Origin of the sequence: Ensifer sp. 2TAB8 (assembly GCF_052115125.1) — a bacterium.
GTDB lineage: Bacteria > Pseudomonadota > Alphaproteobacteria > Rhizobiales > Rhizobiaceae > Ensifer.
Genome location: NZ_JBFRGB010000007.1, coordinates 219,915 through 243,137 on the forward strand (window position 1 = coordinate 219,915; position 23,223 = coordinate 243,137).

General features: G+C 59.1%; 24 protein-coding genes, 3 tRNA genes and 1 pseudogene. 11 read left to right on the forward strand and 17 right to left on the reverse strand.

Translation table 11 applies throughout. The features are described from left to right. The first annotated feature begins 49 nt into the window (after nucleotides 1–49). Nucleotides 50–355, forward strand: coding sequence for a pyrophosphatase (locus AB4Z53_RS14775; protein ID WP_441596443.1), 306 nt, complete (start codon nucleotides 50–52; stop codon nucleotides 353–355). Here AB4Z53_RS14775 and AB4Z53_RS14780 read toward each other — a convergent pair. The 4 genes from AB4Z53_RS14780 to AB4Z53_RS14795 all read right to left on the reverse strand — a co-directional run bounded on the left by AB4Z53_RS14780 (nucleotide 350) and on the right by AB4Z53_RS14795 (nucleotide 4,527). Further along, nucleotides 350–1,378 carry a DNA polymerase III subunit delta' gene (locus AB4Z53_RS14780; RefSeq protein WP_441596444.1) on the reverse strand — a complete coding sequence of 343 codons (1,029 nt, stop codon included), beginning with the start codon at nucleotides 1,376–1,378 and terminating at the stop codon, nucleotides 350–352. The genes AB4Z53_RS14775 and AB4Z53_RS14780 overlap by 6 nt on opposite strands. After that, a complete protein-coding gene (gene tmk / locus AB4Z53_RS14785; protein ID WP_291154132.1) occupies nucleotides 1,375–2,058 on the reverse strand; it encodes a dTMP kinase in 684 nt (227 codons plus the stop codon). Before tmk ends, AB4Z53_RS14780 begins: the two co-directional genes overlap by 4 nt. 213 nt (nucleotides 2,059–2,271) lie before the next feature. After that, complete coding sequence (locus AB4Z53_RS14790; protein WP_441596445.1) at nucleotides 2,272–3,432, reverse strand: D-alanyl-D-alanine carboxypeptidase family protein; 1,161 nt, start codon at nucleotides 3,430–3,432, stop codon at nucleotides 2,272–2,274. A 63-nt stretch (nucleotides 3,433–3,495) separates the two neighbouring features. Then, nucleotides 3,496–4,527 (reverse strand): septal ring lytic transglycosylase RlpA family protein, encoded by a 1,032-nt coding sequence (locus AB4Z53_RS14795; protein ID WP_441596446.1) that lies wholly within the window; start codon nucleotides 4,525–4,527, stop codon nucleotides 3,496–3,498. Between the two features lie 311 nt (nucleotides 4,528–4,838). On the opposite strand from AB4Z53_RS14795, the gene AB4Z53_RS14800 reads away from it, so the two are divergent. After that, nucleotides 4,839–4,928, forward strand: a tRNA-Ser gene (locus AB4Z53_RS14800). A gap of 10 nt (nucleotides 4,929–4,938) precedes the next feature. Here the strand turns inward: AB4Z53_RS14800 and AB4Z53_RS14805 are convergent. The 4 genes and pseudogenes from AB4Z53_RS14805 to AB4Z53_RS14820 all read right to left on the reverse strand — a co-directional run. Next, nucleotides 4,939–5,934 carry a hypothetical protein gene (locus tag AB4Z53_RS14805; protein WP_441596447.1) on the reverse strand — a complete coding sequence of 332 codons (996 nt, stop codon included), beginning with the start codon at nucleotides 5,932–5,934 and terminating at the stop codon, nucleotides 4,939–4,941. 396 nt (nucleotides 5,935–6,330) lie between these two features. Next, entirely contained in the window at nucleotides 6,331–7,578 is a 1,248-nt protein-coding gene (locus AB4Z53_RS14810) for a metallo-hydrolase/oxidoreductase (RefSeq protein ID WP_441596448.1), read from the reverse strand. Nucleotides 7,579–7,581: 3 nt separating this feature from the next. Further along, nucleotides 7,582–8,919: a restriction endonuclease subunit S gene (locus tag AB4Z53_RS14815; RefSeq protein WP_441596449.1), complete on the reverse strand. Its 1,338-nt coding sequence runs from the start codon at nucleotides 8,917–8,919 to the stop codon at nucleotides 7,582–7,584. Continuing rightward, nucleotides 8,916–9,695 (reverse strand): annotated as a pseudogene (locus AB4Z53_RS14820) (HsdM family class I SAM-dependent methyltransferase); the annotation flags it as partial. The gene AB4Z53_RS14815 and the pseudogene AB4Z53_RS14820, both read right to left, overlap by 4 nt. A gap of 286 nt (nucleotides 9,696–9,981) precedes the next feature. Here AB4Z53_RS14820 and AB4Z53_RS14825 point away from each other — a divergent pair. After that, nucleotides 9,982–10,431, forward strand: a complete 450-nt coding sequence (locus tag AB4Z53_RS14825; RefSeq protein WP_441596450.1) for a terminase small subunit — start codon at nucleotides 9,982–9,984, stop codon at nucleotides 10,429–10,431. 305 nt (nucleotides 10,432–10,736) lie between these two features. Then, on the forward strand, nucleotides 10,737–11,021 hold the full coding sequence (locus AB4Z53_RS14830; protein WP_441596451.1) for a hypothetical protein: 285 nt from the start codon (nucleotides 10,737–10,739) through the stop codon (nucleotides 11,019–11,021). Nucleotides 11,022–11,039: 18 nt separating this feature from the next. Here the strand turns inward: AB4Z53_RS14830 and AB4Z53_RS14835 are convergent, their stop codons facing one another. The 5 genes from AB4Z53_RS14835 to AB4Z53_RS14855 all read right to left on the reverse strand — a co-directional run bounded on the left by AB4Z53_RS14835 (nucleotide 11,040) and on the right by AB4Z53_RS14855 (nucleotide 14,833). Next, nucleotides 11,040–12,194 carry a hypothetical protein gene (locus AB4Z53_RS14835; RefSeq protein WP_441596452.1) on the reverse strand — a complete coding sequence of 385 codons (1,155 nt, stop codon included), beginning with the start codon at nucleotides 12,192–12,194 and terminating at the stop codon, nucleotides 11,040–11,042. A 171-nt stretch (nucleotides 12,195–12,365) separates the two neighbouring features. Beyond that, nucleotides 12,366–12,611, reverse strand: coding sequence for a hypothetical protein (locus tag AB4Z53_RS14840; RefSeq protein ID WP_441596453.1), 246 nt, complete (start codon nucleotides 12,609–12,611; stop codon nucleotides 12,366–12,368). Then, the gene (locus tag AB4Z53_RS14845) at nucleotides 12,608–12,799 is read right to left on the reverse strand and encodes a hypothetical protein (RefSeq protein ID WP_441596454.1); all 192 of its coding nucleotides are present in this window, start codon (nucleotides 12,797–12,799) and stop codon (nucleotides 12,608–12,610) included. Before AB4Z53_RS14845 ends, AB4Z53_RS14840 begins: the two co-directional genes overlap by 4 nt. A gap of 673 nt (nucleotides 12,800–13,472) precedes the next feature. Continuing rightward, nucleotides 13,473–14,075, reverse strand: a complete 603-nt coding sequence (locus tag AB4Z53_RS14850; protein WP_162768715.1) for a hypothetical protein — start codon at nucleotides 14,073–14,075, stop codon at nucleotides 13,473–13,475. A 125-nt stretch (nucleotides 14,076–14,200) separates the two neighbouring features. Further along, on the reverse strand, nucleotides 14,201–14,833 hold the full coding sequence (locus tag AB4Z53_RS14855; RefSeq protein WP_441596455.1) for a hypothetical protein: 633 nt from the start codon (nucleotides 14,831–14,833) through the stop codon (nucleotides 14,201–14,203). A 368-nt stretch (nucleotides 14,834–15,201) separates the two neighbouring features. On the opposite strand from AB4Z53_RS14855, the gene AB4Z53_RS14860 reads away from it, so the two are divergent. Together AB4Z53_RS14860 and lexA are read left to right on the forward strand one after the other, a co-directional pair. Continuing rightward, nucleotides 15,202–15,453 carry a hypothetical protein gene (locus tag AB4Z53_RS14860; protein ID WP_291154094.1) on the forward strand — a complete coding sequence of 84 codons (252 nt, stop codon included), beginning with the start codon at nucleotides 15,202–15,204 and terminating at the stop codon, nucleotides 15,451–15,453. Nucleotides 15,454–15,678: 225 nt separating this feature from the next. Continuing rightward, nucleotides 15,679–16,404, forward strand: a complete 726-nt coding sequence (gene lexA / locus AB4Z53_RS14865; RefSeq protein WP_441596456.1) for a transcriptional repressor LexA — start codon at nucleotides 15,679–15,681, stop codon at nucleotides 16,402–16,404. Nucleotides 16,405–16,488: 84 nt separating this feature from the next. Here the strand turns inward: lexA and AB4Z53_RS14870 are convergent, their stop codons facing one another. Then, nucleotides 16,489–16,821 (reverse strand): hypothetical protein, encoded by a 333-nt coding sequence (locus AB4Z53_RS14870; protein ID WP_291154098.1) that lies wholly within the window; start codon nucleotides 16,819–16,821, stop codon nucleotides 16,489–16,491. Nucleotides 16,822–17,204: 383 nt separating this feature from the next. Here AB4Z53_RS14870 and AB4Z53_RS14875 point away from each other — a divergent pair. Then, nucleotides 17,205–17,278 (forward strand) — tRNA-Cys (locus tag AB4Z53_RS14875). A gap of 243 nt (nucleotides 17,279–17,521) precedes the next feature. Here AB4Z53_RS14875 and AB4Z53_RS14880 read toward each other — a convergent pair. Next, nucleotides 17,522–17,878, reverse strand: a complete 357-nt coding sequence (locus AB4Z53_RS14880) for a hypothetical protein (protein WP_441596457.1) — start codon at nucleotides 17,876–17,878, stop codon at nucleotides 17,522–17,524. A gap of 96 nt (nucleotides 17,879–17,974) precedes the next feature. On the opposite strand from AB4Z53_RS14880, the gene AB4Z53_RS14885 reads away from it, so the two are divergent. Beyond that, entirely contained in the window at nucleotides 17,975–18,664 is a 690-nt protein-coding gene (locus tag AB4Z53_RS14885; RefSeq protein WP_441596458.1) for a methyltransferase family protein, read from the forward strand. Between the two features lie 228 nt (nucleotides 18,665–18,892). Here AB4Z53_RS14885 and AB4Z53_RS14890 read toward each other — a convergent pair whose 3' ends face one another. Further along, nucleotides 18,893–19,615 carry a thermonuclease family protein gene (locus tag AB4Z53_RS14890; protein ID WP_441596459.1) on the reverse strand — a complete coding sequence of 241 codons (723 nt, stop codon included), beginning with the start codon at nucleotides 19,613–19,615 and terminating at the stop codon, nucleotides 18,893–18,895. Between the two features lie 183 nt (nucleotides 19,616–19,798). Continuing rightward, nucleotides 19,799–20,092 carry a hypothetical protein gene (locus AB4Z53_RS14895; RefSeq protein WP_113537249.1) on the reverse strand — a complete coding sequence of 98 codons (294 nt, stop codon included), beginning with the start codon at nucleotides 20,090–20,092 and terminating at the stop codon, nucleotides 19,799–19,801. Between the two features lie 158 nt (nucleotides 20,093–20,250). On the opposite strand from AB4Z53_RS14895, the gene AB4Z53_RS14900 reads away from it, so the two are divergent. The 3 genes from AB4Z53_RS14900 to AB4Z53_RS14910 all read left to right on the forward strand — a co-directional run bounded on the left by AB4Z53_RS14900 (nucleotide 20,251) and on the right by AB4Z53_RS14910 (nucleotide 23,216). Continuing rightward, nucleotides 20,251–20,325, forward strand: a tRNA-Asn gene (locus AB4Z53_RS14900). A gap of 95 nt (nucleotides 20,326–20,420) precedes the next feature. Continuing rightward, complete coding sequence (locus tag AB4Z53_RS14905; RefSeq protein WP_441596460.1) at nucleotides 20,421–21,869, forward strand: cryptochrome/photolyase family protein; 1,449 nt, start codon at nucleotides 20,421–20,423, stop codon at nucleotides 21,867–21,869. A gap of 93 nt (nucleotides 21,870–21,962) precedes the next feature. Continuing rightward, nucleotides 21,963–23,216 carry a class I SAM-dependent methyltransferase gene (locus AB4Z53_RS14910; RefSeq protein WP_441596461.1) on the forward strand — a complete coding sequence of 418 codons (1,254 nt, stop codon included), beginning with the start codon at nucleotides 21,963–21,965 and terminating at the stop codon, nucleotides 23,214–23,216. The last annotated feature ends 7 nt before the right edge of the window (nucleotides 23,217–23,223 follow it).

Sequence of the window (23,223 nt, forward strand, 5' to 3'; positions counted from 1 at the left end):
TCAGCACGCGCTAACTAGAACAAAACAGAAACAAGCTGAAGGACGAATCATGCTGGAACGACTTGGCAGCCAATTTGAAACTGCATCCGCCGGCTATGCCGGCGCGCACGGCATCGAACGTGATCCCGATTGGTTCATCCTGAAGATGCAGGAGGAATTGGGGGAGCTGACGCAGGTCTGGAACAAGCTCAGTGGGCGCGGCCGGCGCCACGGCGTATCGACGGACGAACTCACGGCGCTGATGGCCGACGAGACCGCCGATCTGCTCGGGCATGTGCTGCTGTTTGCCCACCACCACAAGCTCGACCTCAGCGCCGCGATCGAGCGCAAGTGGCGCTTCCAGGCGGCGCTATAGCGCCGCCTTCATGTCGTCGAGCAGCGACAGGATGGTCTGCTTGCGATCGAGATTGTAGGCGTCGCTGACCGTCAAGCGCTCGGTCACGGAGGCAGAAAGCCGCGCGAAGCGCTCGGCGCGCATGATGTCTCCCGCAATCGCAGCCTCCCGCGCGTCGCGCATGATGCGGTCGCTCGCGAGCGCCTGGAAGAATTCGAAGATCGTTTCGCTGTCCTTGCCAGACAGCACGTCTGCCAGCTTGTGCATGTCCTTGCGCACCGCCGGGCCCTGCCCTGCGAGGATCCCTTCGAATGTCGCGGCGATCTCCAGTCCGCCATAATTGATGAGCTTCAGCGCTTCGGCGACGCTGCCATTGGCGGCCGCAATGATGCGCTCGGCATTCTCGCCCTCAAGATCGAAACCGAGATGCGCCAGAGCCTGGCTTAGCGGTGCCGCGTCAAGCGGCTTCAGCCGCAACGGCAGGCAGCGCGAGCGGATCGTTGGCAGCAGCTTTCCGGGCGCATGCGTCAGCACCAGGAAGAGCGAGCGGCGCGGCGGCTCCTCGAGGATCTTCAGGATGGCATTGGCCGCATTGCGGTTGAGATCATCAGCCGGGTCGATAATGACGATGCGCCAATTGCCGGTACCGGACGTCTGGCTGAAGAATTTGCCGGCCCGCCTGACCTCGTCGACCGTGATCGCGCCCTTCGCCCGGCCCGTTTTCTCATCGATCGGGCGCGTCAGGTGCAACAGATTGTGCGAGGCGCCCGAGGCAAGCTGGCGCCCGATGGCGGAAGCCGGATCGGGATCGGAAATCGTTTCAGGCGCTTCCGCGGGCTCGGGATGTTTCAGGATGTGATGCGCAAGGCGGAAGGCAAGCGTCGCCTTGCCGATCCCCTCCGGCCCTTCGATCAGGATCGCGTGATGTCCCTTGCCAGAACGATAGCTCTGCGCGAGGAATGCTTCGGCCTGCTCGTGGCCGAAGAGCCGATTGTTCTCGGCGGGCGCGATGGCGCCATCCAGGACGCCGGCTCGTTCGCTCATGACACCACTTCCTCGGCCGACGTATCGGTGCCATCGCCATGCGGCAGGAGGGTCTCGACGAGCGAAAGTACCTCGGCGGCTATGGCCTCGACAGGCTGTGTTGCATCCACGACGCGGCATCGCTCGGAATCGCGCCTGGCGATATCGAGAAAGGCATCCCGCCGTTTCTCGTGCGTCTCCAGTTGTTCCTTCTCAAAACGATCGGGATTGTCATCGCCGGCGCGGCGTTGCGCCCGCTCGAGGCCGACACTGGCCGGCAGATCGAAGATCACGGTCCGATCGGGCACCACGCCGTTGATCGCCACACGCTCGAGGCTCTCGACGAAGCTCTGCTCCAGGTTTCCGGTAATGCCCTGATAGACGCGCGAGGAATCCATGAAGCGGTCGCAGAGCACGATGGTGCCCTGATCGAGCGCCGGCCGAATGACCTCTTCGACATGATCGCTGCGGGCGGCGGCAAAGAGGATCGCCTCCATCCGCACCCCGAAAGCCTCTGCGGCGCCGGAAAGCAGCACGTGGCGCACCGCTTCAGCGCCGGCTGAACCGCCGGGCTCCCGTGTCGTCAGTACTTCGTAGCCGCGCGCGCGCAGCGATTCGGCGAGAAGACGGAGCTGCGTCGACTTGCCGGCGCCTTCCCCGCCTTCGAATGTTACGAACAGACCTTTTTTCAGCGACACCATGCGTTCCCATATTCGGCATGCGACCCGGTCACGATGAAATCTGGTCGAATCGACCGCGTGACCGGTTCTAATAGGTTGGAGCGGGATGGAGCGGAAAACTGCGCGAACCATCCTCACCCCGCTCCGGCTCTGTTTAGCCGATTGGTCGGCGCTGTGAAACCGTCAGGTGGCGATGAATTGGCGGGAACTTCCCCTCGCCTTGGCTTGCTGTCGCTAAATCCAGAAGAACAGCAGTTCCTGCAGCGCATCGAGGGCACGGCTGGTCAGCGTGCCCTGCCCGACGGCGCTCGCGGTCTTGACCGGCACTTCACGCAGCAGCTTCTCGCCGTTCCACAATTTGACGACGCCGACCTCCGTTCCCGCCGTCACCGGCGCCCGCAAGGGCCACTTATAGACGATACGCGCCGTCAACCGGTCCGGATTATCGACCGGCAGCAGCACGTCGACCGGGCCGCCGGCAACCAGCGCGACATGGGAGGCATCGCCGCCATAGACGGCCGCCTCGCCGATCGCTTCCCCGTCGGCAAAGATCCGCTTCTTTTCGAACGCAGACATCGCCCAATCAAGCACCTTGCGGCTCTCTTCGATGCGCTCTTTGTCGGTCTCGAGGCCGCCCATGGCGAGATAGACCCGGCGGTCGCCGCGCTGGAGGGAAGCGGCGAGCGAAAAGCCGAAACCTTCGGCAAAACCAGTCGCCAGACCATCAACGCCGATATTGGCCGAGATCAGCGGGTTTTTGTTGCGCTGCAGGATCTTGTTCCATTCGAACTCCGGCTGCGAATAGAGCCGGTAGAGATCCGGGTGCGCCTCGTGGAGATGCCGGATGAGCGTCACCAGTTCGCTCATCGTGATCTGGTTGCCCGGATCGGGAAGTCCGGTCGCGTTGCGGAACGTTGCGACCGGCATGCCAAGCTCGCGAGCGCGCGCCGTCATCAGTTCGGCAAAGGCGCCCTCGTTGCCGGTCATACCTTCGGCAAGGATGATACAGGCGTCATTGGCAAGCTGCACTGCAACGCCCTGCAACAGGTCGGCGACGCGGATGCGGGATTTCAACGCGGCAAACATCGTCGAGGTGCCGGCGGGTGCGCCACCGGTACGCCAGGCATGCTCGGACACTTCGAAGGTGGTTTCGGCCGAAAGCTCGCCCTTGCCGATCGCCTCGGCCACGACCTCCATCGTCATCAGCTTGGCAAGCGACGCGGGCGGTATCGGCTGGCTTTCGGCGCGGGAAAAAAGCACGGTGCCGGTTTCGGCATCGACAAGCAGGATCTGCTTTGCCTTGGTATCGAAGGCAGGCGCCGGTGCCTGCGCGAGTGCGGCGCCGGCAAGCAGCGAAACGCTGAAAAACACCGCCGAAAACATCTTCATGCGCATGGGAAACTCCGGGTTCCCCTCGGGCATAGCAGCGCGGTCATTTTGGCACAACGCCGTCTGTGCTTATCGGACAGAACCGCTTGCTTTCTGGCGCTTGGCGTAATCGACGATCACCTGCGGCGTCAGTTGCTTCTTGTCGACCATGATCGCTTCAAACGGCGATTCGGCATCGCTGACGCGAACTTCGTAATAGGCGGCCGCAAAAGCCATGTTGCCGTTGGGCATCGGGATGTATTCAGGACGCTCGCGCGGGATCGGGCCGATTTCCGGCAGCATGACGAACTCGTTGAACGACTGTGGCTGGGCGAACTGCGGCACGGGAGCGGCAAGTGCCGTCACCGGCTCGCTGACATCGAGCGAAGCCTTTGCCGGGACTGTGATCGTGCCGAGGCTCTGATTGCGGAACGGCTCGTTCGAAGCGACCATCACGCCGGTCGCGACCTGGCCTTCCGGCATCACGCTCGGGCCACGCTGCCCCTTCTCGACATAGGATGCCATCAGATAGGGCATGTCGTTGCCTTCGAGCGGCGCACGACCGACATATTGCACCCGCACCTGCGCGCTGCCCTTGCGCTTGATGTCGAGCATGTCTGCCGTCTTCGAGGAAACGTCGATGATGCGGCCAAATTCATAAGGCCCGCGGTCGTTGACACGAACGATGACCGACGTACCGTTTTCCATGTTGGTGACGCGCGCATAGCTCGGCAGCGGGAACGTCGGGTGCGCGGCCGAGAGATGCGCCTTGTCGTAGACCTCGCCGTTGGCAGTCAGGCGCCCGTGAAAGGCCGAGCCGTACCAGGAAGCCGTACCCGTCTTGTTGTAGCCGAAGTCTTCCTTCGGCTGATACCACTTGCCCTTGACCTGATAGGCCTTGCCGACCTGAAAGCGTCCGCCGCCCTTCGGGATGTTGTTGCCGGTGGCAACGCGCGGGCTGGCCTTTACGCCATAGACGGATTCAGGAAAGTACTCCTTGCTCCGCGCAGTTTTCTTGACGTTCGACGTGGAGCCGCAGGCGGCAAGCGCTACGCAGAGCGCAGGTATCGCCGCAAGGCGCAGTCCCTTGACCAGATATGCCGCATTTTTACTGGATTTCATCTGTCCCACAACATCGATCGATAAAGCCGTACTCGAAACCTTCCGCTTACCCCCAGCGGAAATCTCGGCGTCCCGAAACGGAACAGGTGTGTATTCATGACATCATCAAGGCGAAAATGCGAACTCATCCACAGGCCGGCGCCGCATTTCGCGAGTTATGGTTTATGGCTAGTTAACACAATCCAGCCCGACGCGTGCTCTTCGAAGCGGTCGAGAAAATCTTGCGGCGACGCATGTTAATTCTTGCAAAGCGCCAAGGCTTCGCGCAATAACGCCGTGCCCGGCACGCAGTCGAGCGTTGCTTCAGGCAAGGACAGGTGGCCGAGTGGTTTAAGGCTCTGGTCTTGAAAACCAGCGTACGGGAAACCGTACCGTGGGTTCGAATCCCACCCTGTCCGCCACATATTTTCTCTAAACGATGGAAATAGTTCGGCATTTCGGAACGATGCTATTGCTGCTTGCACCTTGGCTTGCACCTTCGCCGTTTGTGGTAGCACTTTCTGCACCGGCTGACGCGACAGCGCGACGCATCACGCTTGCCTCGCCAGGAGGAGAAAGGACGGTGCCGTCGCTAGAGATGAGATTGAATTTGCGGATGAAGTCGAGTGTGGGCGCAACGTTCGGCTGATGCACAGACCATCCCGCCAAGGCAACCGTTGCAAGTGCTTGCTCGATGGTGACCTTGTCAAACCCATGCAGCAGACCTACCAAGCGGTTAGCCAGCCGCTCAATCTTCTTGATCACTCGAATGTTGGTGATACCAAGCCTAACGATTTGAGGTCTAAGGAGTTCTGCTACTGGATCATCCTGTGAAAGCGCTATCCTTACTGCCTCTTCGGGCGACAAATCGAAGGCGAGGGTCACATCGGCGACTTTTTCAAGCTGCTTATCGAATTCAACTTTGTCGCTAAGTTCCTTATCGTTAAGTAGCAGAACTACCTTACACTTACGCTCTTCCTTAAGGAACGAAACCAGTCCAAGGACGTCGCGGGCTTCCAGGCCCTTTCCAGCGCGCTCAAGATCGTCAATGCAGATGATTTGATTTCGCACGAGAAGGAACGCCGACTTAAGGATGGTGTTTGCGACACCTGGCATCTTGAGGACAGAACTGAGAAGTTCCATCATCGTTCGAGCCTTCCGGCTCGCGTTCTTCCCTTTGTCGAGAAGCGTTCCCAATGTGTCGAGGTCGGGACCAGTTTTCAACTTGTCGGCTGTGACCGTGTTCTCGAAGATCGAATAACGCAGGTCCTCAAGCGAGTTAAGGCCGAAGAGCGAGACGTAGGAGTAGTTATCGAGCCCAAGCTTTTTCTTATCTGCGGCGTCGACAAGGTACTTCTTCCACGCGTAGGTCTTGCCGACCCCCCATTTGCCCCTAATGCAAAGGACCTCAGGATCTTTGGTGGCCAAGAACTGGCGTATTTCCGTCTCTATCAGCCCTAGCGACAAGGCTCTCCTCCGCAAATGTTCTTCGCCAGTTTACTCATATGGGTAAACCGGAATTCGATGGCATGATCGGCCCGACGCGGCACCGAAATAGATGGTATCGCGTTCCTTCGCCCGCTTTCATGTGGCTGCACGCGTTTCACCTCTCCCCGGCGGGGAGCCATGCAATGAGCCAGAGAGTGGGCCAGCGAGGCGCTGTTGCCCGAAAGAAAGGCCATTGGCATGTTGATCGCCTGTTTCTGTCGCCGTTCGGAAAAACGCTGCTTCACTCCTCGCTGAAGAAGTCTTCGTCCAGACGTTTGAATTCGACGGTACGGTAACCGAGGGATCGGGCTGCTTCGCGCAAGGCATTAAGTCCAGTTAGGGTCCCAAATATCTGCTGCCCCGCGGCATACCATTACGCTCACAGGTGAAGCTCATTGACCAACCCGCGCCGGAGTGGCTCAGAACAGCCACATCCGACGGATGCCCGTAGCCGTTTCCTTTACCAACCGAAACCACGCACCGGCCACTGCCTCCACGCGGCCAGACGACACTTCCGGTAAATTTGGCGCCGTGGTGGGTGGCAACGATAAAGTCCGGTAGAGTCGACAATCTCGGCCGGACTAGGTCGTAGTCGGCATCACCCATGAAAAGTACCGTCTTGCCCGATTGCAAGGTAGTTTGAACGCATAGGCCAGTCTGATTGAGATTGCCTGCTTTACCGTTGCAGCGCCCCAGCCGCAGGGGGCCAGCCGACACATCTGCGGAGCTCACGCCCAGAAGCCGATTATGGGTGGCCAGCTTCTCAGCAACCAACTTTGCGCCTGGTCCAAGCCGCTGCACCGGCACAATCCAAATGCCACCCGCAAGGCCCGCTATTGCGTGATAGCCATGCAAATGATCCCAGTCCCAGTGAGAAAGGATCACTGGGACATCGCTAACTTTCACCTTGGGTTTACTAGACGCGGTCTTTTTGTTGTATGAGATCGGCCAACCAGCATCCAGATGAAATAGTTCGTTTCCGTACTGATCAATTGCGCTGCAGAAACTCGCCTGCCCGACATCTCGGACGACGATTTTGTGAGGCGATTTGGCGCCGCTGAGGAGATGGCGCGCGGCGCGGCTTTTATCGATTGCACGTTCTGGAAACTTGCAGGCCTCTGCAATCGCCTGCCCTAGAGCTCGCTCATTTCCGACTGCTGCGCCGACTGGGCTCAGGGGGCTATCGCCTTCCGAGAACAGATAACGGATTTCGTCCAGGACAAAGGGCACGATTTCGTCATAACCAGCGTCTCCGAGTGAAGACGCCCAAGCGAAAGGTCCCGGCTTCTTCCCTCGCGGCAGTAAGTTGATCCGATACCACTGACCATCGCGAATGCCCCCAATATCTGCAAGGTATTGAAATTTCTCGGCGGTCGTCAAAATCTTCAGCACAACCAGGCGAGACCGATCGGCTCTGTCCGCTATGGTGGCCAGTGCTTCGTCGGCACTCATCCTCGCGTCAATCGAATCGAACTCGAAAGCGACACGATTGGCTTTCTGCAGGACCAAATCGTCGTTGGTGAGAGCCTCTGACCGAACCAACCGTGCGATCAGAGTAATCGGTTCCTCCCTCAAGAAACTCATCACTCAGCCCCCATTGTTTCCTCGCCCGCGCTTTACCTTTGGTCCCGCCTCGTGCTCGGCGCGGATGCGCTCCATTAGAAAGTGTGCCGGCTCGTCATTTTCGTCCTGCGGGACCAGTTCGCCGCGGAAGGCCTTGGCGAGGATCGCCTCGTCCAGCTTGCCCACGAGGTCCAGCGCGCGCCTGGCTTCCTCTGCCAGCCGGTCGATTTTGGCAAAGGCGGATTCGATKCGGCGAACGATTTCGTGTTGCTCTTCGAGGGGAGGATAAGGCACGGCGACTTGCCGAATGTCATCTAATCCCAAACCCGCTCGGGTAGCTCCGCGATTGTTCTTGTGTAATTGGCTTTGTCCCTCTTCGCTGACGAGGTACCAAGCAATGAGAGGTGCGGCCCGTCCATCCTTCAATCTGAGTAAGGCAAGATGCTGGTTGACGTATGCTTCTCCGATATCGTCGCCAATCAAACCAATTCGCCCGAGATCGGCGGTGATCGTTACGACAATATCGTTCGATTGCACTCGCGTGCGAATTCCCTCGGCACCTTCAGGTGGTGTAACGCGCTGTATGTCGCTTCGGTCCAGGCCAACGGCACCTCGAACTGTGTTGCCAATACGGATGAAAAAAGGGCCCGTATCGGAATAATATCGAGCCCAACCGCGGGAGCCACTTGTCACAAATTGGGTGAGGCCGAGCAGCCTTCTGCTTTCAGTATTGAGTTCGCTAAACGCCTTACTGAGCACGACCTGCTTGTAGCGGGAGACGAGGGTTTCGATGCGGGCGAGCTCCGTGCGGGCGCAGGCGGATTTCGCGTTCAGCACATCCAGCTTGGTCACGATGCGCTTTTGCTCGGCGAGGGGTGGGAGGGGAACGTGCATTCTTCGGAGATCGGTTAGGTTCACCCTCAAGCGGCCGACGCCATGGGCCTGCTCTGACAAATGGCGCGCCGCCACCTCCGAGTTCATCCAGCTCACAAAGAAGCCTGGATCGATAGCCACTCCCAAGCGTATTCTGAAGCAATCCGCCTTCACCATCGCGGGGAGCAGATGGGCAGGAACCAGGCAACACCGCCCGATCGGGTCCCCGAGCGCGGCCATCACGATGTCGCCTTCACGGACCTCATGTTTTTGAAGCTCGCGAAAATATTCGCGCGATATGAAGGCTTCCGCCGACGATAGATACCGCCCTCGACCAATGTTCCCCAAGCGGACGACACGTACTCCGCTGTCCGTGTAATGCGAAGACTTCAACTTGCTTCCGTAAGGGCCGTCAGCAAGAGAATTCTTGTCTGCCCCCACAACATCGCTAACGGTTGCCGCAACCCATCCCTTCGGCAACTCGCTCATTCCGCCGCCTCCGGAAACTCGTCGCCTAACTCCGCCATCAGCGCCTCGATCTCTAGCGTTGCAGCCTGCAGATGGCCAAGAATGGCTGCGGCGATGTCGTCGGGTTCGGTCAGGCCCTCTTCCGCCTCGTCCTCCGCCTCGCGCAGCCAGCCGATGTCGAGATTGTCGCCTCGCACCGCGATATCTGCGCGGGTGAACTTACGCCAGCGGCCGGCCTCGCCTTCATCCGGGCCGCGCTCGGCCCCATAGGGGCTCGTGCCGAAGGCCCTCTCGAAGCCTTCAAAATGGGCTTCCGTCAACGGGGTGGTCTTGCCGAATTTCGGCATCTGGGCGCGCAAGTCATAAATCCAGGTGGCCCGGGTGTTGCTGGTATCCGTCTTGCCGCGCGTGAGGAAGATGACATTGGTCTTCACCCCCTGAGCATAAAAGATGCCGGTCGGCAGGCGCAGGATCGTGTGTAGGTCGCACCAGTCCATCAACATCTGGCGCAGTTGCCTGCCGCGCCCGTCTTCGAACAGGACATTGTCCGGGACGACAATGGCTGCGCGTCCTCCGGGCTGAAGCGAACGAATGCAATGCTCGACAAAGGGAAGCTGGTAGGAAGAGACGGTAGCAGTGACAGAAAGATCATCACGCGTCGGCGCGCCGCCTGCAGGCCCGAAGGGCGGATTGGTTAGGATCAGGTTTGCGCGGCCAAGCCCCTTGCCTTTGTCGGAGAGCGTGTCGCCGAGATCGACATGGTCGCTGTCGATGTCGTGCAGGTAGAGGTTCATCAGACGTCATGGGAAATAGATCACAATGCCCCAATTGCGACTTTTCGGAGCTGACCTTAGTGGGCGCAACTCTGGCAAGCAATAGGATTGTGGCGACGATTGCGCATGCACCGATGTTTCAGAACTCGCGAGCCGGTTCGCAACGCGCCCATTGCCGCTTTCGGTCTTTCAGATTGGCGCGCCGGTCGCCCTTGCCCGCCCAATCCTCGGCCCTCAATAGCTTGGCTCAGGACGGGCATCCTTGCACGAGCAAATGGCATTCCGTTGATCGAGCGACTATCCTCGTGCCATGCACAAGCTCACACCGAGACAGGAAGCCTTCTGTCGTCACCTCGCCGAGGGACGCTCGCAGCGCGACGCCTACATCGCCGCTGGCTATTCTGTCGGCACCGGAACCACTGCCTACGAGAATGCTTGCAGGTTAGCAAAAAATGACAAGGTCTCGGCTCGCCTCGCCGAACTGCAGAGGGAGGTGGCGGCACTCAGCGTAAAAACGACGGCTTCACTGGTTGCCGATCTCGACCGGGCGCTGGCCATAGCGGAGGCGGATCGCGATGGGCGGGCGATGGTCGCGGCCATCCTCGCACAGGCTCGATTGCTCGGATTGCTGGACAGCGATCGGTTGGACGAACAGGCGTTGGTGCCGAAGCCGGCCAGCTGGCCAATCGATGTTACCGAGATGTCGCTTGCAGAGTGGCAGGAACGGTTCGGTCCGAAAACTCCGCTGCAATGCCCTTGAGGCTGTCCTGAGCGCGTTTCGACCTTGCCCGGTCATCGGGTCCATCGAGGACGCAGAACCGCCTTTAGGACGCGTTGCGGAGCGACTTCTGCCAAGTCGGCAAACGTCGTCACTTTTGGCGGCATTCTCGCAAAATCCTCGGGCGCGCGAGCCCCGACCGCGAAGGCAATATCAGGCGTCAAAAGCACCTGAAGAACCGCAATCCATAATGGCAAACGGCGTCATCTTCCCAGCCTCCCGTTCGCCCCAAATAATGGATACTTGGCGAGGACGCTCGCGCTCGCCTCCTCAATCAACGAACGAATATGCGCGCGGGCGTCTTCAATTGTCATGGGTTTGTTGGGAAGTTCGAATTCCCCGGTCCGGTGACGAAAGATCGCATTGGCGGTGCGCGCAAAGTGCTTGGTCACACTGTCACGCTTGGTTACGAATTCCCCGGCTTCGAGACATTCGAGGTGAGCGTGAAGATGCGCCCGCCTCACCTCAAAGGCTATCTGATGTGGCGCTGGAACTGGGACCAAGCAACGGACTTTTGGCCGACGGCGGTCGTCGTCGGCGCCGTCGCGCTTCTCGTTCGATTTGCGCTGTAACGTCTGCGAAAGCCGTTGCTATGTATCGCTGGGGTGAAACATTGACCGGGTCACCTGATGTCGCGCCTGCGAGGGCGTAAACATGTTGGGACTATGCCACCTCTCAGCCGTGAAGATGTCGCCCATACCCTTTTCCTCGGCTTCACCGATGATGTTGCGCATGTCCCAGTAGTTCTCGTTCATCGTCCAGGGGTGGTGAGAGATATCGTGCAACAGCCGGATGAACGCCGGGTACTTGGTCTCGGTTTCCCCTCGAAGGAAGTCATAGACCCTGTCCTTCGTCAGGAGGTTCACATACACGTCATCGACGGCGCCAAGCCGCGACAGCATTCGATGACAACCGATGATGTAGTGAAGCTGTTCCTGGTAATGCATGAACGCGAGCGGGTGCCCGGAAAACTGGTGCTGATCGTTGATGAATGAGTAGCGCACGCCCTCTGGATACGCAAGAAACTCAGGTGTGAGGTAGCGGCCAAGTGGCGGGTCTCCCCAGGCATGCGCAACAAACGGCGGACAGGCGAGCTTTGGCCGTCTATCATCGGGAATGTTGTAGAGATCGCCGTAGTGAACAGCGAACGACGCAATTTTCTCTTCGTCGAGATCGGAAGCCTTCTCGACGGACGACAGTTCCCAGTGATGAATATTGTGCTGTCGCGAGAACGACTTGATGTGCTCGACCGCAGCTTCGGTGTTCGTGTTCAGATAGTCCACGATCTCGGTATACGACCGCAGGAAGTCGTCGCTGATCAGCACGAAACACGTGCTGTCCGGGTAGAAGAAATCGATGCCGCTGCGGTCAAGGATGTCGATCGATCCGCGGTTAATGACGATATCGCCGTCGACGCTCAAACGCTTCTTGCCCGTAAGGAACTTGTCGAGCACGAACCAACGCATCGTGTTGTTGAAGAAGAAGTTTCCCCGGTTGTCGTGGGAGAACATCGCGCGGACGTTGGCATATTTCTTTTCGAGTTCGGAAAAGTACGGCGCGCAGTCAATGACCTCATAGCCGTATTTTTCACATTGGGTCTGCTTGAAGAGTTCGTATCCGCTTAGGCAAAGAAGCTTGATCTTGTAGCCGCGCCGACGGTGCACCCGGGCGGCGTCATCGATCGCCAGCCTCGTCGTAATATAGTCCAGGCTGTTAGCCCAAACGACAACACCAATATCCACCACTCGGGTTACTCCCTCGAATATCACTGCCATCGGTTTTATATAGATTGCAGTGATCGGCGCAACCTCTGATAATCCTACCTCAACTTGCGGCCACGCTGCCGTCGGCATCGAGCATCGCCGCGAAACAAATCGCGACCTCAGGCACCAGACCAGAGGCTCCTGCCAATTGCTTCAAGGTGGGGATTTGCTCAGGCTTGATGTCCAGGCGTCGCCCTTCATGCATTCACGAATAGTGAGACGCTCATCGATATCGGCCGACGTAAGTGGCCGGGGCATCCCGAATTGATCGCCTCGATCGAACAATGCCGGCTCCCTTAAGCTGTGCTTGACGATATCCGCGATCGTCAATGGCTTCCCGTTGTCTTCAAAGGTCTGGCCGTCGAAGCCAAGTACAGGAGTGCTCAGTTCAAATTTCATTTGGATCGTTCCTTTTCAGTTAGCGTCTGGGCTACCGCCCCGACACGAGTTGCATTTCGAAGTGCTATTTCTCGAAGACCGTGCACCGCATGAAGATCCTCAATCTGCTTTTTGAGGCCTTCATTTTCGGCGAAGAGCTCCTCATTACTTGGCTCCAGAGGGGGCTGCTTGTCAGTGATGCCAGACATTAAAGTGTTCCTCTTTCCGTGCAGAATGCTGCGATCGCTACGCGCTTCCAGCCGCCGCTCGTCTTCACATAGATGAAGTTGGCATCAGCCACGATTTCGCGCGTGGCACCGTTGGCGTCTGCGGTTCCGGTGGGCGTGTAGGATGTGCGTGCCAAACACAAGATTGTAGATCGTCATCTTGCCGGCAGTGTCGATCTTGAAGGGCCACTGGCTGGTGGCGTTCTGGAACAAACCGAAATCGACCGTACCGTTTCCGCCTGTGTCTGACGCCAGTACGTAGCTTCCAGCGAAGCCTAGACCGAATCTCTTCGACGTAGCGTGGGCGTTTTCAGCGAGATAGATATTCAGGTCGAACGCCCCTGAAATGGCGCCCACTCCCATACAAAACCCATTGGTTACGGAATTTATGATAAACCTCAGTGAGATATGGACCAAATATCCCAAGAAAATTGCGGAGCAGCGGACACCCTGTCCGCCATTTCCCMAAGGAAATATAGCCCCACCAACGACCACAACCCGTGGCGCTGTTTCATCTCGATGGGCTCGCGTAGGCAAGGTTGAGTTGATTTTCCGATACAGCGGCTGGTTCGCCGCCGGCAGATGAATCGGCGTTCTCCGTCCTAACCTCAAACCGATTGCCGGAGGTCTGCAAGAAGTCCGGATTTCGACAATGCTAGAGGCTGAACGGGTCGCGTGCTGAACGCTTCTCGCCCGGCGCATTGAACGGATCGGCCTTCTTCTCCTTGGACTTGCGTCCTTCGTCGGCGATGATCTCATCCACGGCCCGCTGGCACTTCATGAGTTCGTCTGCCGCCGGACCGGTGCCACGCAGACTGAGGTTTACGATGACGCGTTCGTCGAAGGCGATCGCCAAAGCCCGTTTGCGCACGAAGCCTGTGAGGAATTCGGGGTCGGTGACATTCACGAAGAGGAATTTGCCGTTCTCGTCTCCGGCGGCGGTCGCCGAAGCGCTCCAGGGATCGCTCTTGTCGAAGCGAAACGTCAGGTCATAGTCCTTGCCGATCTCGAGCGACTTCCAGTCGTCGCTGGCAAAGCTCATGTAGAGTGGCGATTCGGAGCCCTTGGGATAGAAACCCAGGCGCAGCCTGACCCCGCCCTCGAACATCGACGTAATGAAACACGAGCCTTCCATCGACGTGTCGGAAGCAACAATCCAGCCGCCGACCTCCTTCCACTTGATGATCTCGGACTCTTCAGCCGCGGCTGGCCCCGTCACCATCAGACAGCTCATCAACCCGAACAGCAATCTACGCATGCAAAGCCCCCGTTTGCTCGCATTTTGATGGGTCGCCGCGTGACTGTCGAGGGTGGGCGACCCGTACCCACGCAATATTTTAGGAATATTCACCTCTCGCGCGGACCGGTGCTCACGCCAAGGAATTACATGGCGAAGGGATCCTTCGACGACTTGCTCTGCCCGCCGCCCGCAAACGGGTCATTGTTCGGCGCATTGTTGCCGGCGCCCGCAAACGGATCGGCGGCCTCCCCCTGTCCGCCGCTCGGCATCAGCGTGTTCACGGCCTCCTGGCATTTGAACATCTCGCTGACGGCCTTCATCGAATCACGCAGGCTGAGGCTCGCCACCACACGACCTTCGAACGCCAGCGCCAGCGTATTCTTGCGCACGAATTCGGTGAAGAAGTCGGTATTGGAAAAATTGACGACCAGAGCCTTCGAACCCGTGAGGTCCACGCCGAACGCAACGGCCGGCCACTGGCGGCCGCGGTCGAGCTGCAAGGCAACGTCATACTCTCTTTGCGGCTCGATCGATTTCCAGGTGGCATTGCCGATCGAAAGAAACGCCAGGTTCGCCGATCCCTTTGGATAGAAGCCGATACGAAGAATCGCGCCGGCGTCATAGCTCGTCGCCGCGTAGCACGAGCCGCCCAAGGACGGATCGGAACCGACCGTCCAGGCGTTGATCCGCTTCCAGATATTCGAACGGCCCTCTTCAGCAGAGGCCGCTCCGGCCGCCACCAACAGACCGAGAACCGCCAACGACAATCTATGCATGCAACCACCCCACTTTCCCCGCAAAGTTATCGTATTTTTGCAACCTGTCGAGACAATGCGGCGCGATCACAACAGGGATTTGCGCACTCCAACAGGGAGGACATTGACTGGCACAACCGATGCGAATGCGGGTCGGCCGATCGCACCAGGATCAAGGGCCTTGCCGCCGCGCACCTCTGGCGCAAAACGGTCACAGCCTGAACTCAAAGACCTGTTGAACACATGAGAGTGATCGCCAAGTTTGCTGGACTTCGGAACGAAAGCGCGGTTCACATCGTTAACCGCCCCGTAGTCCCACCCTTGCCTCAAAGTGGACGATCACCGTGCTTGCCGCCCTGCTTCTCGCTTCGATAGTCGCATCGCCTAACATGCCTGACGTCAAGCTCAGTGCCGCCACGGTCGATGAACTGCAGACGGACTTCGAAAGCGCCGTACCCTGCCACCAGATTGATGGACGCAACGTGTGGAAGGGCGCCATTGCGTTCTACATCCAGTCGTTCGTCTATGACGGCGACACGCCCGTGGCAACCGATGCGGCGGACGCGGTGCTTCCCGAAGACAACAGCGCCGAGACGGTGAAGGAATTCGAAGACGCCTGCGCCGCCACGCAGCCGGCCTGACCCTCGCCATCAGAACGCTCGCGATTCGCCCGATGCGGTCCAATGCGGCCGTTGCCGGCCACACAATCATCACCCAAACCCGCTTTGCTCCCGTAAAAGTGACCAATCAGCACGCGCAGTCGCGCCAATTGACTGAATTCACGGAATTTTAGGCACTTGCAGAACACATATGGAACAGATAGTGTCTGTTCTTGATTTGTTTCACGCCTTCTGGAGCGACGTGCCATGCTGACCCGCAAGCAACAGGAATTGCTTCTGTTCATTCACGAACGCATGAAGGAGTCGGGCGTCCCGCCGTCATTCGATGAGATGAAGGATGCGCTCGACCTGGCGTCGAAGTCCGGCATCCACCGTCTGATTACCGCGCTCGAAGAACGCGGGTTCATTCGCCGTCTTCCGAACCGGGCCCGCGCGCTCGAGGTCATCAAGCTTCCGGAAGCCTACGCGTCCAGCCAGCAGCAGCCGCGTCGCGGCTTCTCGCCGAGCGTGATCGAGGGAAGCCTCGGCAAGCCGCCGGCGGCAGCCCCTGCCGCACCACCGAAGCCGGCGCCGGTGGCCGAAAACACATCAGTTTCCGTGCCGGTCATGGGCCGCATCGCTGCCGGTGTGCCGATCTCGGCGATCCAGAACAACACGCACGACATCACCGTTCCGCTCGACATGATCGGCAACGGCGAACACTACGCCCTCGAAGTCAAGGGCGACTCGATGATCGAAGCCGGCATCTTCGACGGCGACACCGTGATCATCCGAAATGGCAATACCGCCAACCCCGGCGATATCATCGTGGCGCTCGTGGATGACGAGGAAGCGACGCTGAAGCGATTCCGACGCAAGGGCGCATCGATTGCGCTTGAGGCCGCAAACCCTGCCTACGAGACACGGATCTTCGGGCCTGATCGTGTGAAGATCCAGGGCAAGCTCGTTGGGCTGATCCGCCGCTACCATTGACCTCCAGAAAAAATCGGCACTCTGAAGAGCCTCGCTGCCGCTTGGGGTAGCGAGGCTCTTCTTGTTTATCCGATAACGCGCCGCTTACTCGTGGATGGTGTATTCACCGAGTTCGCAAAGGTCCTGCGTATCTTCGGTCGTATCAAGGCCCGAGTCCTCTTCGAATTCGAAGCGCATGTCGTACTTGCAGACATCCCGACCGTCAGCGATGGTGATCTCCATGTTCTCGCCGGGGTTCAGAACCTGCCGGCCGAATACATCGTCTTCCCACTCGTTGACGCCCACCGGCGACGTGTAGAAGTTAGTCAGAACTGCATTTGTGTTGTTCTTCAGCTTGAAAACCAGGTCCTCTGCCCGCGCCTCGAATGTGGTCGCAGCAAAGAGGGCCAAGGCCGTCAGGACAAGTTTCGTTTTCATATAAGCCATTGCCTCCGCTTGATGATGACGGACGCTATCGATGCGGCTGATGTCAGCGGAGTCATCGTTCCCCCTCTACCGATTTCACCGAAGCGATAAGATCCGCAGGGGATTTAGAAGACGTGGCTTGTGCGGGCGTGTGGCACGCCTGAGCGAAAGCTCCCAGGTGTCTCAACCCGGAGTAAGCTGAGGAAGGCAATCGTTCCGACCTCCTCTTGAAGCATTGCTGCACGCTGGGCAGGAGCAATCGACATTGCCAGACGTTCTGCCTGTGGAAAGCGCCCGAACCGCAAATTCGCTTTGTGCTTTTTCCGAAAATGCCTCTTGCGGATTTTCTGCAATCATTCTAAATCCCCGCCAACGCTCGGTTATCCGAGCCGTGAGGCCTCGTGGCGGAGTGGTGACGCAGAGGACTGCAAATCCTTGTACCCCGGTTCAATTCCGGGCGAGGCCTCCAAATACATTCACCAATATAATCAATATGTTGCAGTCGTCGCGAAGCGGAAAAACACCGCTTCCGCGTAACGCGATGTTGCTACGAGATTCCCTTGCTTTCCCTGCACTTCCACGCGGCGACGGCGGATCCATACGACATGAAATGCGACATGTTCACAGCGAATCCTGAGCCAGAAACCCGCTCACCAGCTGCAGGTGCTTGAACCCCGCTTCTCCTTCGCGCCGCCTACGAACACGTCGCAGGTCACTGTCTCTGCGGAAGGCTGTCATAGCGCCCTCCGGGCCGCCCTGTGAGCGTCCATGAGGGTCGCGACGGGATCGGTCGCTGCCACTTCATCGCCTTCTGCAAGAAGCGCTCGTCCCTCACATCGATCTCGGCGAGCGCGATTCTGACGACAATCTCGCCGATCTTTTCGAGGCTCAGCACGTACTCCCGATGCTGTCTGCCGCCCCTAAAGAGGCGCGGCCCCTTGTCGAACTTGGACGTGGCGCGGAAAGAGCTCCCACACACCAAACCCTTCAAAGAACGCATAAATCCGTCGACGACGTATTTCGACATCGTGGCCAACAAAACATAGTCGTGCTGCGGCGGCCACAACATGGCGTCGACCTTCCGAATTAAGCAACTTCTAAAGTTACGCTTGAAGCCGCTCGCAACCGTGGCATTCTTACCGGCGATCGAGGGGGAGGTATTTGGATGCTGAAGGGTAGAACGTTGCTCTTCGCCGACATCATCGGCAGGTTCGGTATCTGCGCGTATTTCGCAATCGCGATGTTGCGGCGCATCGTTCACGCCGCGCAAATCGTGGTGAAAGACGAATGGCAGTCGGCTGACGTCTTGGCGTTGACTTCAACCGCCGCCACCGTCCTATTCCTCGGAATGGTCTGCGTGGTAGCCATTACGCGCTTGCCCCCGATCAAAGCAGCCACTGGCTTCGAGCCCTATTTGACCGCGATGGCAGGAACATTTCTTCTCGGGCTGATCGCATACTTACCCGAGCCCGCCGATACAGGCTTGGCGCTTCAAATGGCCGGCACGGCTATGATCGTGGTCGGGATGGTTTCGTCAGCCTTCGTTCTTTTCTGGCTCGGTCGCGCCTTCAGCATCATGCCGGAGGCCCGGACCTTGATAACGGGCGGCCCCTACTCGGTTGTTCGCCACCCGCTCCATCTAACGGAAGAGATCGCCATCATCGGCTTGATCGTCCTCAATCTTTCTGTCTGGTCAGTACTTCTTGGGGGTGTCCAGTGGCTGCTGCAATTTCGCAGAATGATCAACGAGGAACGAGTATTGCAGACCGCGTTCCCCAGTTATGGCGCCTATGCACTCGACGTCCCGCGCATTCTTCCATTCATGAACGCGGGTAAGCTGCGATCAGCACAGTGAAGCCAAGGTGGGATTTGCTCGTTCTGATACCGGATGAACGCGACGCCGGAGCCGTTGCCGCCATAACCGGTTGAGGCGGCGGATCGGCGAGACAGGCGGGATCCAGTCAGAAGGCCATCAGCACACCACCACCGCGTGAGCTGCGGCCTCCGAAAAATCACCACATTGGTGAAGCGTGCTGCGGCAATGTCTTCCTTCGAAGGCATTGCGGTTCTGCAAATATCGGCCTCAGCACCAGGGCGTCGTGTGTCCCGTCCACGGCCGCACCAGTCCCTCGTTTACGAGGACGCGTCCGATGGATTGATCGCCGCGAGTGACCAGCCGCAGCTTTTCACCGGCCTTGGCGTCCTGACGACTGTTCGCCGTTTCCAGCCTGAAGTCACCTGCGTTCAGCAGTTCGCGCAGGCGCTGCTTGGCGTAAAAGCCGCGCGAACGTTCCTTGTCGCAGCTTGCCTGGCGAATACGCGGTGCATCGACGTCCGCCACGCGGATCGTGTCTCCGTGGTAGAGGAAAGTGGCGCCGTCGATCACGCAGTTGTCGTTGCGAATCCCACAGAAATAAAACTGATCCGTGCGGATCGATGCCGTTTTGACTTCCTCATTCGGCCGCACCGCGGGTGTCGGCGCGTTCGCGCCGACGTCCACCGACGGCACGGGAGCTGCAAGCGCAACTCTTGTCACGGGGGTTGGCTTTTGCTTCTCCGCTTGCTGCGCGGGACGCCCGTCCGCTTTCTGCGCGACACGTGCGGGCTTCGGCTTCGAATCATGACGGGACGTGAACGCCACCACATCCGATACCACCGGCCAGTGCTTCAGTTCGGCGCGATGATCATAGGCGACTACGCCGCCGACGATAGCCGCGGCGGCCAGATACCACGGCGCCATACCGCCTTGCTTGCCCTTGCTCCGGCCGGAATTCCTGCTTCGACGTTTCGTAGTGGCTTTGGCCATGCGTCCTCATCCTGATTCGCGACCGCATTATGCGTTTGATGCGTTGCCGAAAAGTTTTCGGCCGCCCCCTCAATAGGCAGATGCAGGTTCGGAATCAGGCGGCAGAAGAATCGAACGAGACAGGTCGGTGCGGTTCGGCGCTGACGAAGACGGCCACCGAGAGACGGAAGCGACGATTTTGGCTCACGACCCCTTCGACGAGTTTGTGCGCCCGCGCCAACGCGCCCACCAGACCGCCAGACGGCGGCGGCGGCGGCGGACGGATGGGAGATCGTGCGAAAGAACGATGAGGCCCAGCGGTATCATCCAGAAGCCGAGCACCGGCAGAAAGCCGAGAAAGCCGCAGAACACCAGGAGCGAGCCCAACAGGATACGCAGCAGTGGCGATTCCGGCAGCGTGATGCGCCATTTGCCGAGCACGATCTGTCGTGTCTGCGGATCGATCCCGAAATGCATCTGCTTCCTGTTTTTGTTCATCATTCCCTATCCGGCGTCTTTTCCCACAATTGGGGACTTCTCCACAGCCTCGCAACCGAACTTGTCACTTTTTTTGAAAAAACCGCTTGGCAAATCAGAAAAGCATGCGTATTAGCAGCCTCACTTCTGAAGCGCACAGCAAACAGCGGCGCGGATGATCCCTGGTAGCTCAGCGGTAGAGCATTCGACTGTTAATCGACAGGTCGCCGGTTCGAATCCGGCCCGGGGAGCCACTTTCTAAAAGAGCCATTTGCAGAGATGCAGATGGCTCTTTTTCATTTTGCACCTAAGTTCCCCGGGTGAGCAATCCCAAACCTAGACGGTATTCATGACAAAGGCGGCGCCCATCATCGTCTGGTTCCGCAAGGACCTGCGTCTTGCCGACAATCGCGCCCTTGCGGCCGCGGTCGGTGAGGCTCCCGTCATTCCGCTCTATATCCGGGAGCCGGACGAAAGCGGCAACGGTCCGCTGGGGGCTGCGCAGCGATGGTGGCTGCATCATTCGCTGGAGGCGTTGAGGGCTCGCCTCGCCCAATTCGGCTCGCAACTCATTTTCCGCTCCGGCGACCCGCTGGACGTGCTCACCGACGTGGCGCGCAAATCAGGAGCGCAGCGCGTTCATTGGAATCGCCGCTACGATCCCTCGGGCATCGCCACCGATACCACCTTGAAGAAGGCGCTCTCAGCTCAGGGGATCGCCACCGAGAGTTTTGCCGGACAGTTGCTGCATGAACCTATGCGCCTGCTGACGACGACCGGCGGCCCCTATCGCGTGTTCACGCCCTTCTGGCGCGCCCTCGATTCAAAGTTTGAACCGGCTCCGCCAATCGACGAACCGCAACAAATCGTGTCACCGGAAACCTGGCCGTCGTCCGAACCGCTTGGCCAATGGTCGCTTCTGCCAACAAAACCGAACTGGGCGGCCACGTTCAGCGAAATATGGACGCCGGGAGAAAAAGGCGCGGCCGCTCGCCTCGACGAATTTATCGACGAAAAGCTCAAAGATTACAAAGTTCGCCGGGACCTTCCTGACGCTGACGGCACGTCCCTGCTCTCTCCCCACCTTGCCCTCGGGGAGATATCGCCGGCGCAGATTTGGCACGCGACACAAGGGTTACAGACCGAAGGCGGTGAAGGTGTCGCCACCTTCCGAAAGGAGGTCGCCTGGCGCGAGTTCTCCTACCATCTGCTGTTTCACTATCCCGAACTCCCCCGGCGCAACCTCGATCGCCGATTCGATCATTTCCACTGGCTTGACCACGAAGGCGACTTTTACCTGTGGTCCAAGGGCCTGACCGGATTTCCGATCGTCGATGCCGGCATGCGCCAGCTCTGGCGGCATGGCTATATGCACAACCGCGTGCGGATGATCGCCGCGTCCTTCCTCATCAAGGATCTCCTGATCGACTGGCGAAGGGGAGAAGCCTGGTTTCGCAACACGCTGGTGGATGCGGATCCGGCAAATAATGCAGCAAGCTGGCAATGGGTCGCGGGATCAGGCGCCGATGCGGCACCGTTCTTCCGAATTTTCAATCCGGTTCTCCAGGGCGAAAAATTCGACCCGGACGGCGCCTATGTAAAGCGCTTCGTGCCGGAACTCGAACGTCTGGAGCCGCGCTACATCCATCGCCCCTTTGCTGCTCCGGCCGCACTCCTCGCAGATGCCGGCATCGAACTCGGCGCGACCTATCCAAAGCCGATTGTCGACCATGCCATGGCCCGGGACCGCGCGCTCGCGGCGTTCCGCGAGATCACAAGCGCGCCGAGAGAACCGTAGCGAATACAGGCCCCCGGTAGAATTCCACGGTTGGCGTCTCAGGCGAATGCCGCTACGCTCACCCTACGGATGCAACAGCTGAGGGGGTGGTGTATGCGTGAGCTGGAAGCAAGTCTCGCCGCGTTCAACGGCGCACAGGAGCTTTCTGCCGAGAATCTCTCGATGGTCCTCAGGGACTTCCCATTGAAGGCACGGATGGTGCTCGGCGCGCTCGTGCATCTTCAGGCCGGGGTCTTGATGCTCACGGCTCCGGATGGCCGCAAACTTGTGATCAGGGGCAAGAGAGCAGGCCCGAGCGCGATCCTCACGCTGAACAACTGGAACCTGCCGCAACGCGCCGTGACAGGCGGCACCATCGGCGCTGCCGAGAGCTATATCGACGGCGACTGGGACAGTCCCGATGTGGGCGCCTTTCTCGAACTCTTCCTCATCAATGCCGAGATCGGCAAGCATTTCCCGAACCGGGCGCGCGGCCTGCTTCAGCTGATCGAAAAGTTCCTGCATTGGCGCAATGCCAACACGAAGTCCGGCGCGCGTCGCAACATCTCCGCTCACTATGACCTCGGCAATGCCTTCTACCGCGAATGGCTCGACCCGAGCATGACCTATTCATCGGCGCTCTACGCAACCGGCGCCAACGATCTCCGCTCCGCGCAGGCGGCCAAATATCGCGCGCTGGCAGAAGCGACCAACCTTCGCGCCGAAGACCACGTGCTGGAGATCGGCTGCGGCTGGGGAGGCTTTGCAGAATTTGCCGCGGGCGAAATCGGCTGCAAGGTGACGGGATTGACGATCAGCCGCGAGCAACTGGCCTTCGCCCGCGAACGCATCCACCGGGCAGGTCTTGCCGACCGCGTCGAACTCAAATTCCAGGATTATCGCGAGGAGAAAGGCACCTATGACCGCATCGTCTCGATCGAGATGTTCGAGGCCGTCGGCGAAAAATTCTGGCCGACCTATTTCTCGCAGCTCAAGCGATGCCTGAAGCCGGGCGGCAAGGCCGGACTGCAGATCATCACCATCAAGCCGGAAGCCTATGAGGAATACCGCGCCAACCCGGACTTCATCCAGAAATACGTCTTCCCCGGCGGAATGCTGCCGACGCGCGAACATCTCATCGATCTCGGTCGCCATGTCGGCCTGCGCATGAGCAACGATTTCGGCTTCGGCATAGACTACGCCCGCACACTTGGCGAATGGCGCCAGCGCTTCTGGTCGGTCTGGAACAAGATCGAGCCGCTCGGCTTCGACCTTCGCTTCAAGCGGCTGTGGGAATTCTATTTCTACTACTGTGAAGCCGGGTTCCGGGCCCGAAACATCGACGTCCGGCAGATCGTGTTCGAATAAGAACGCA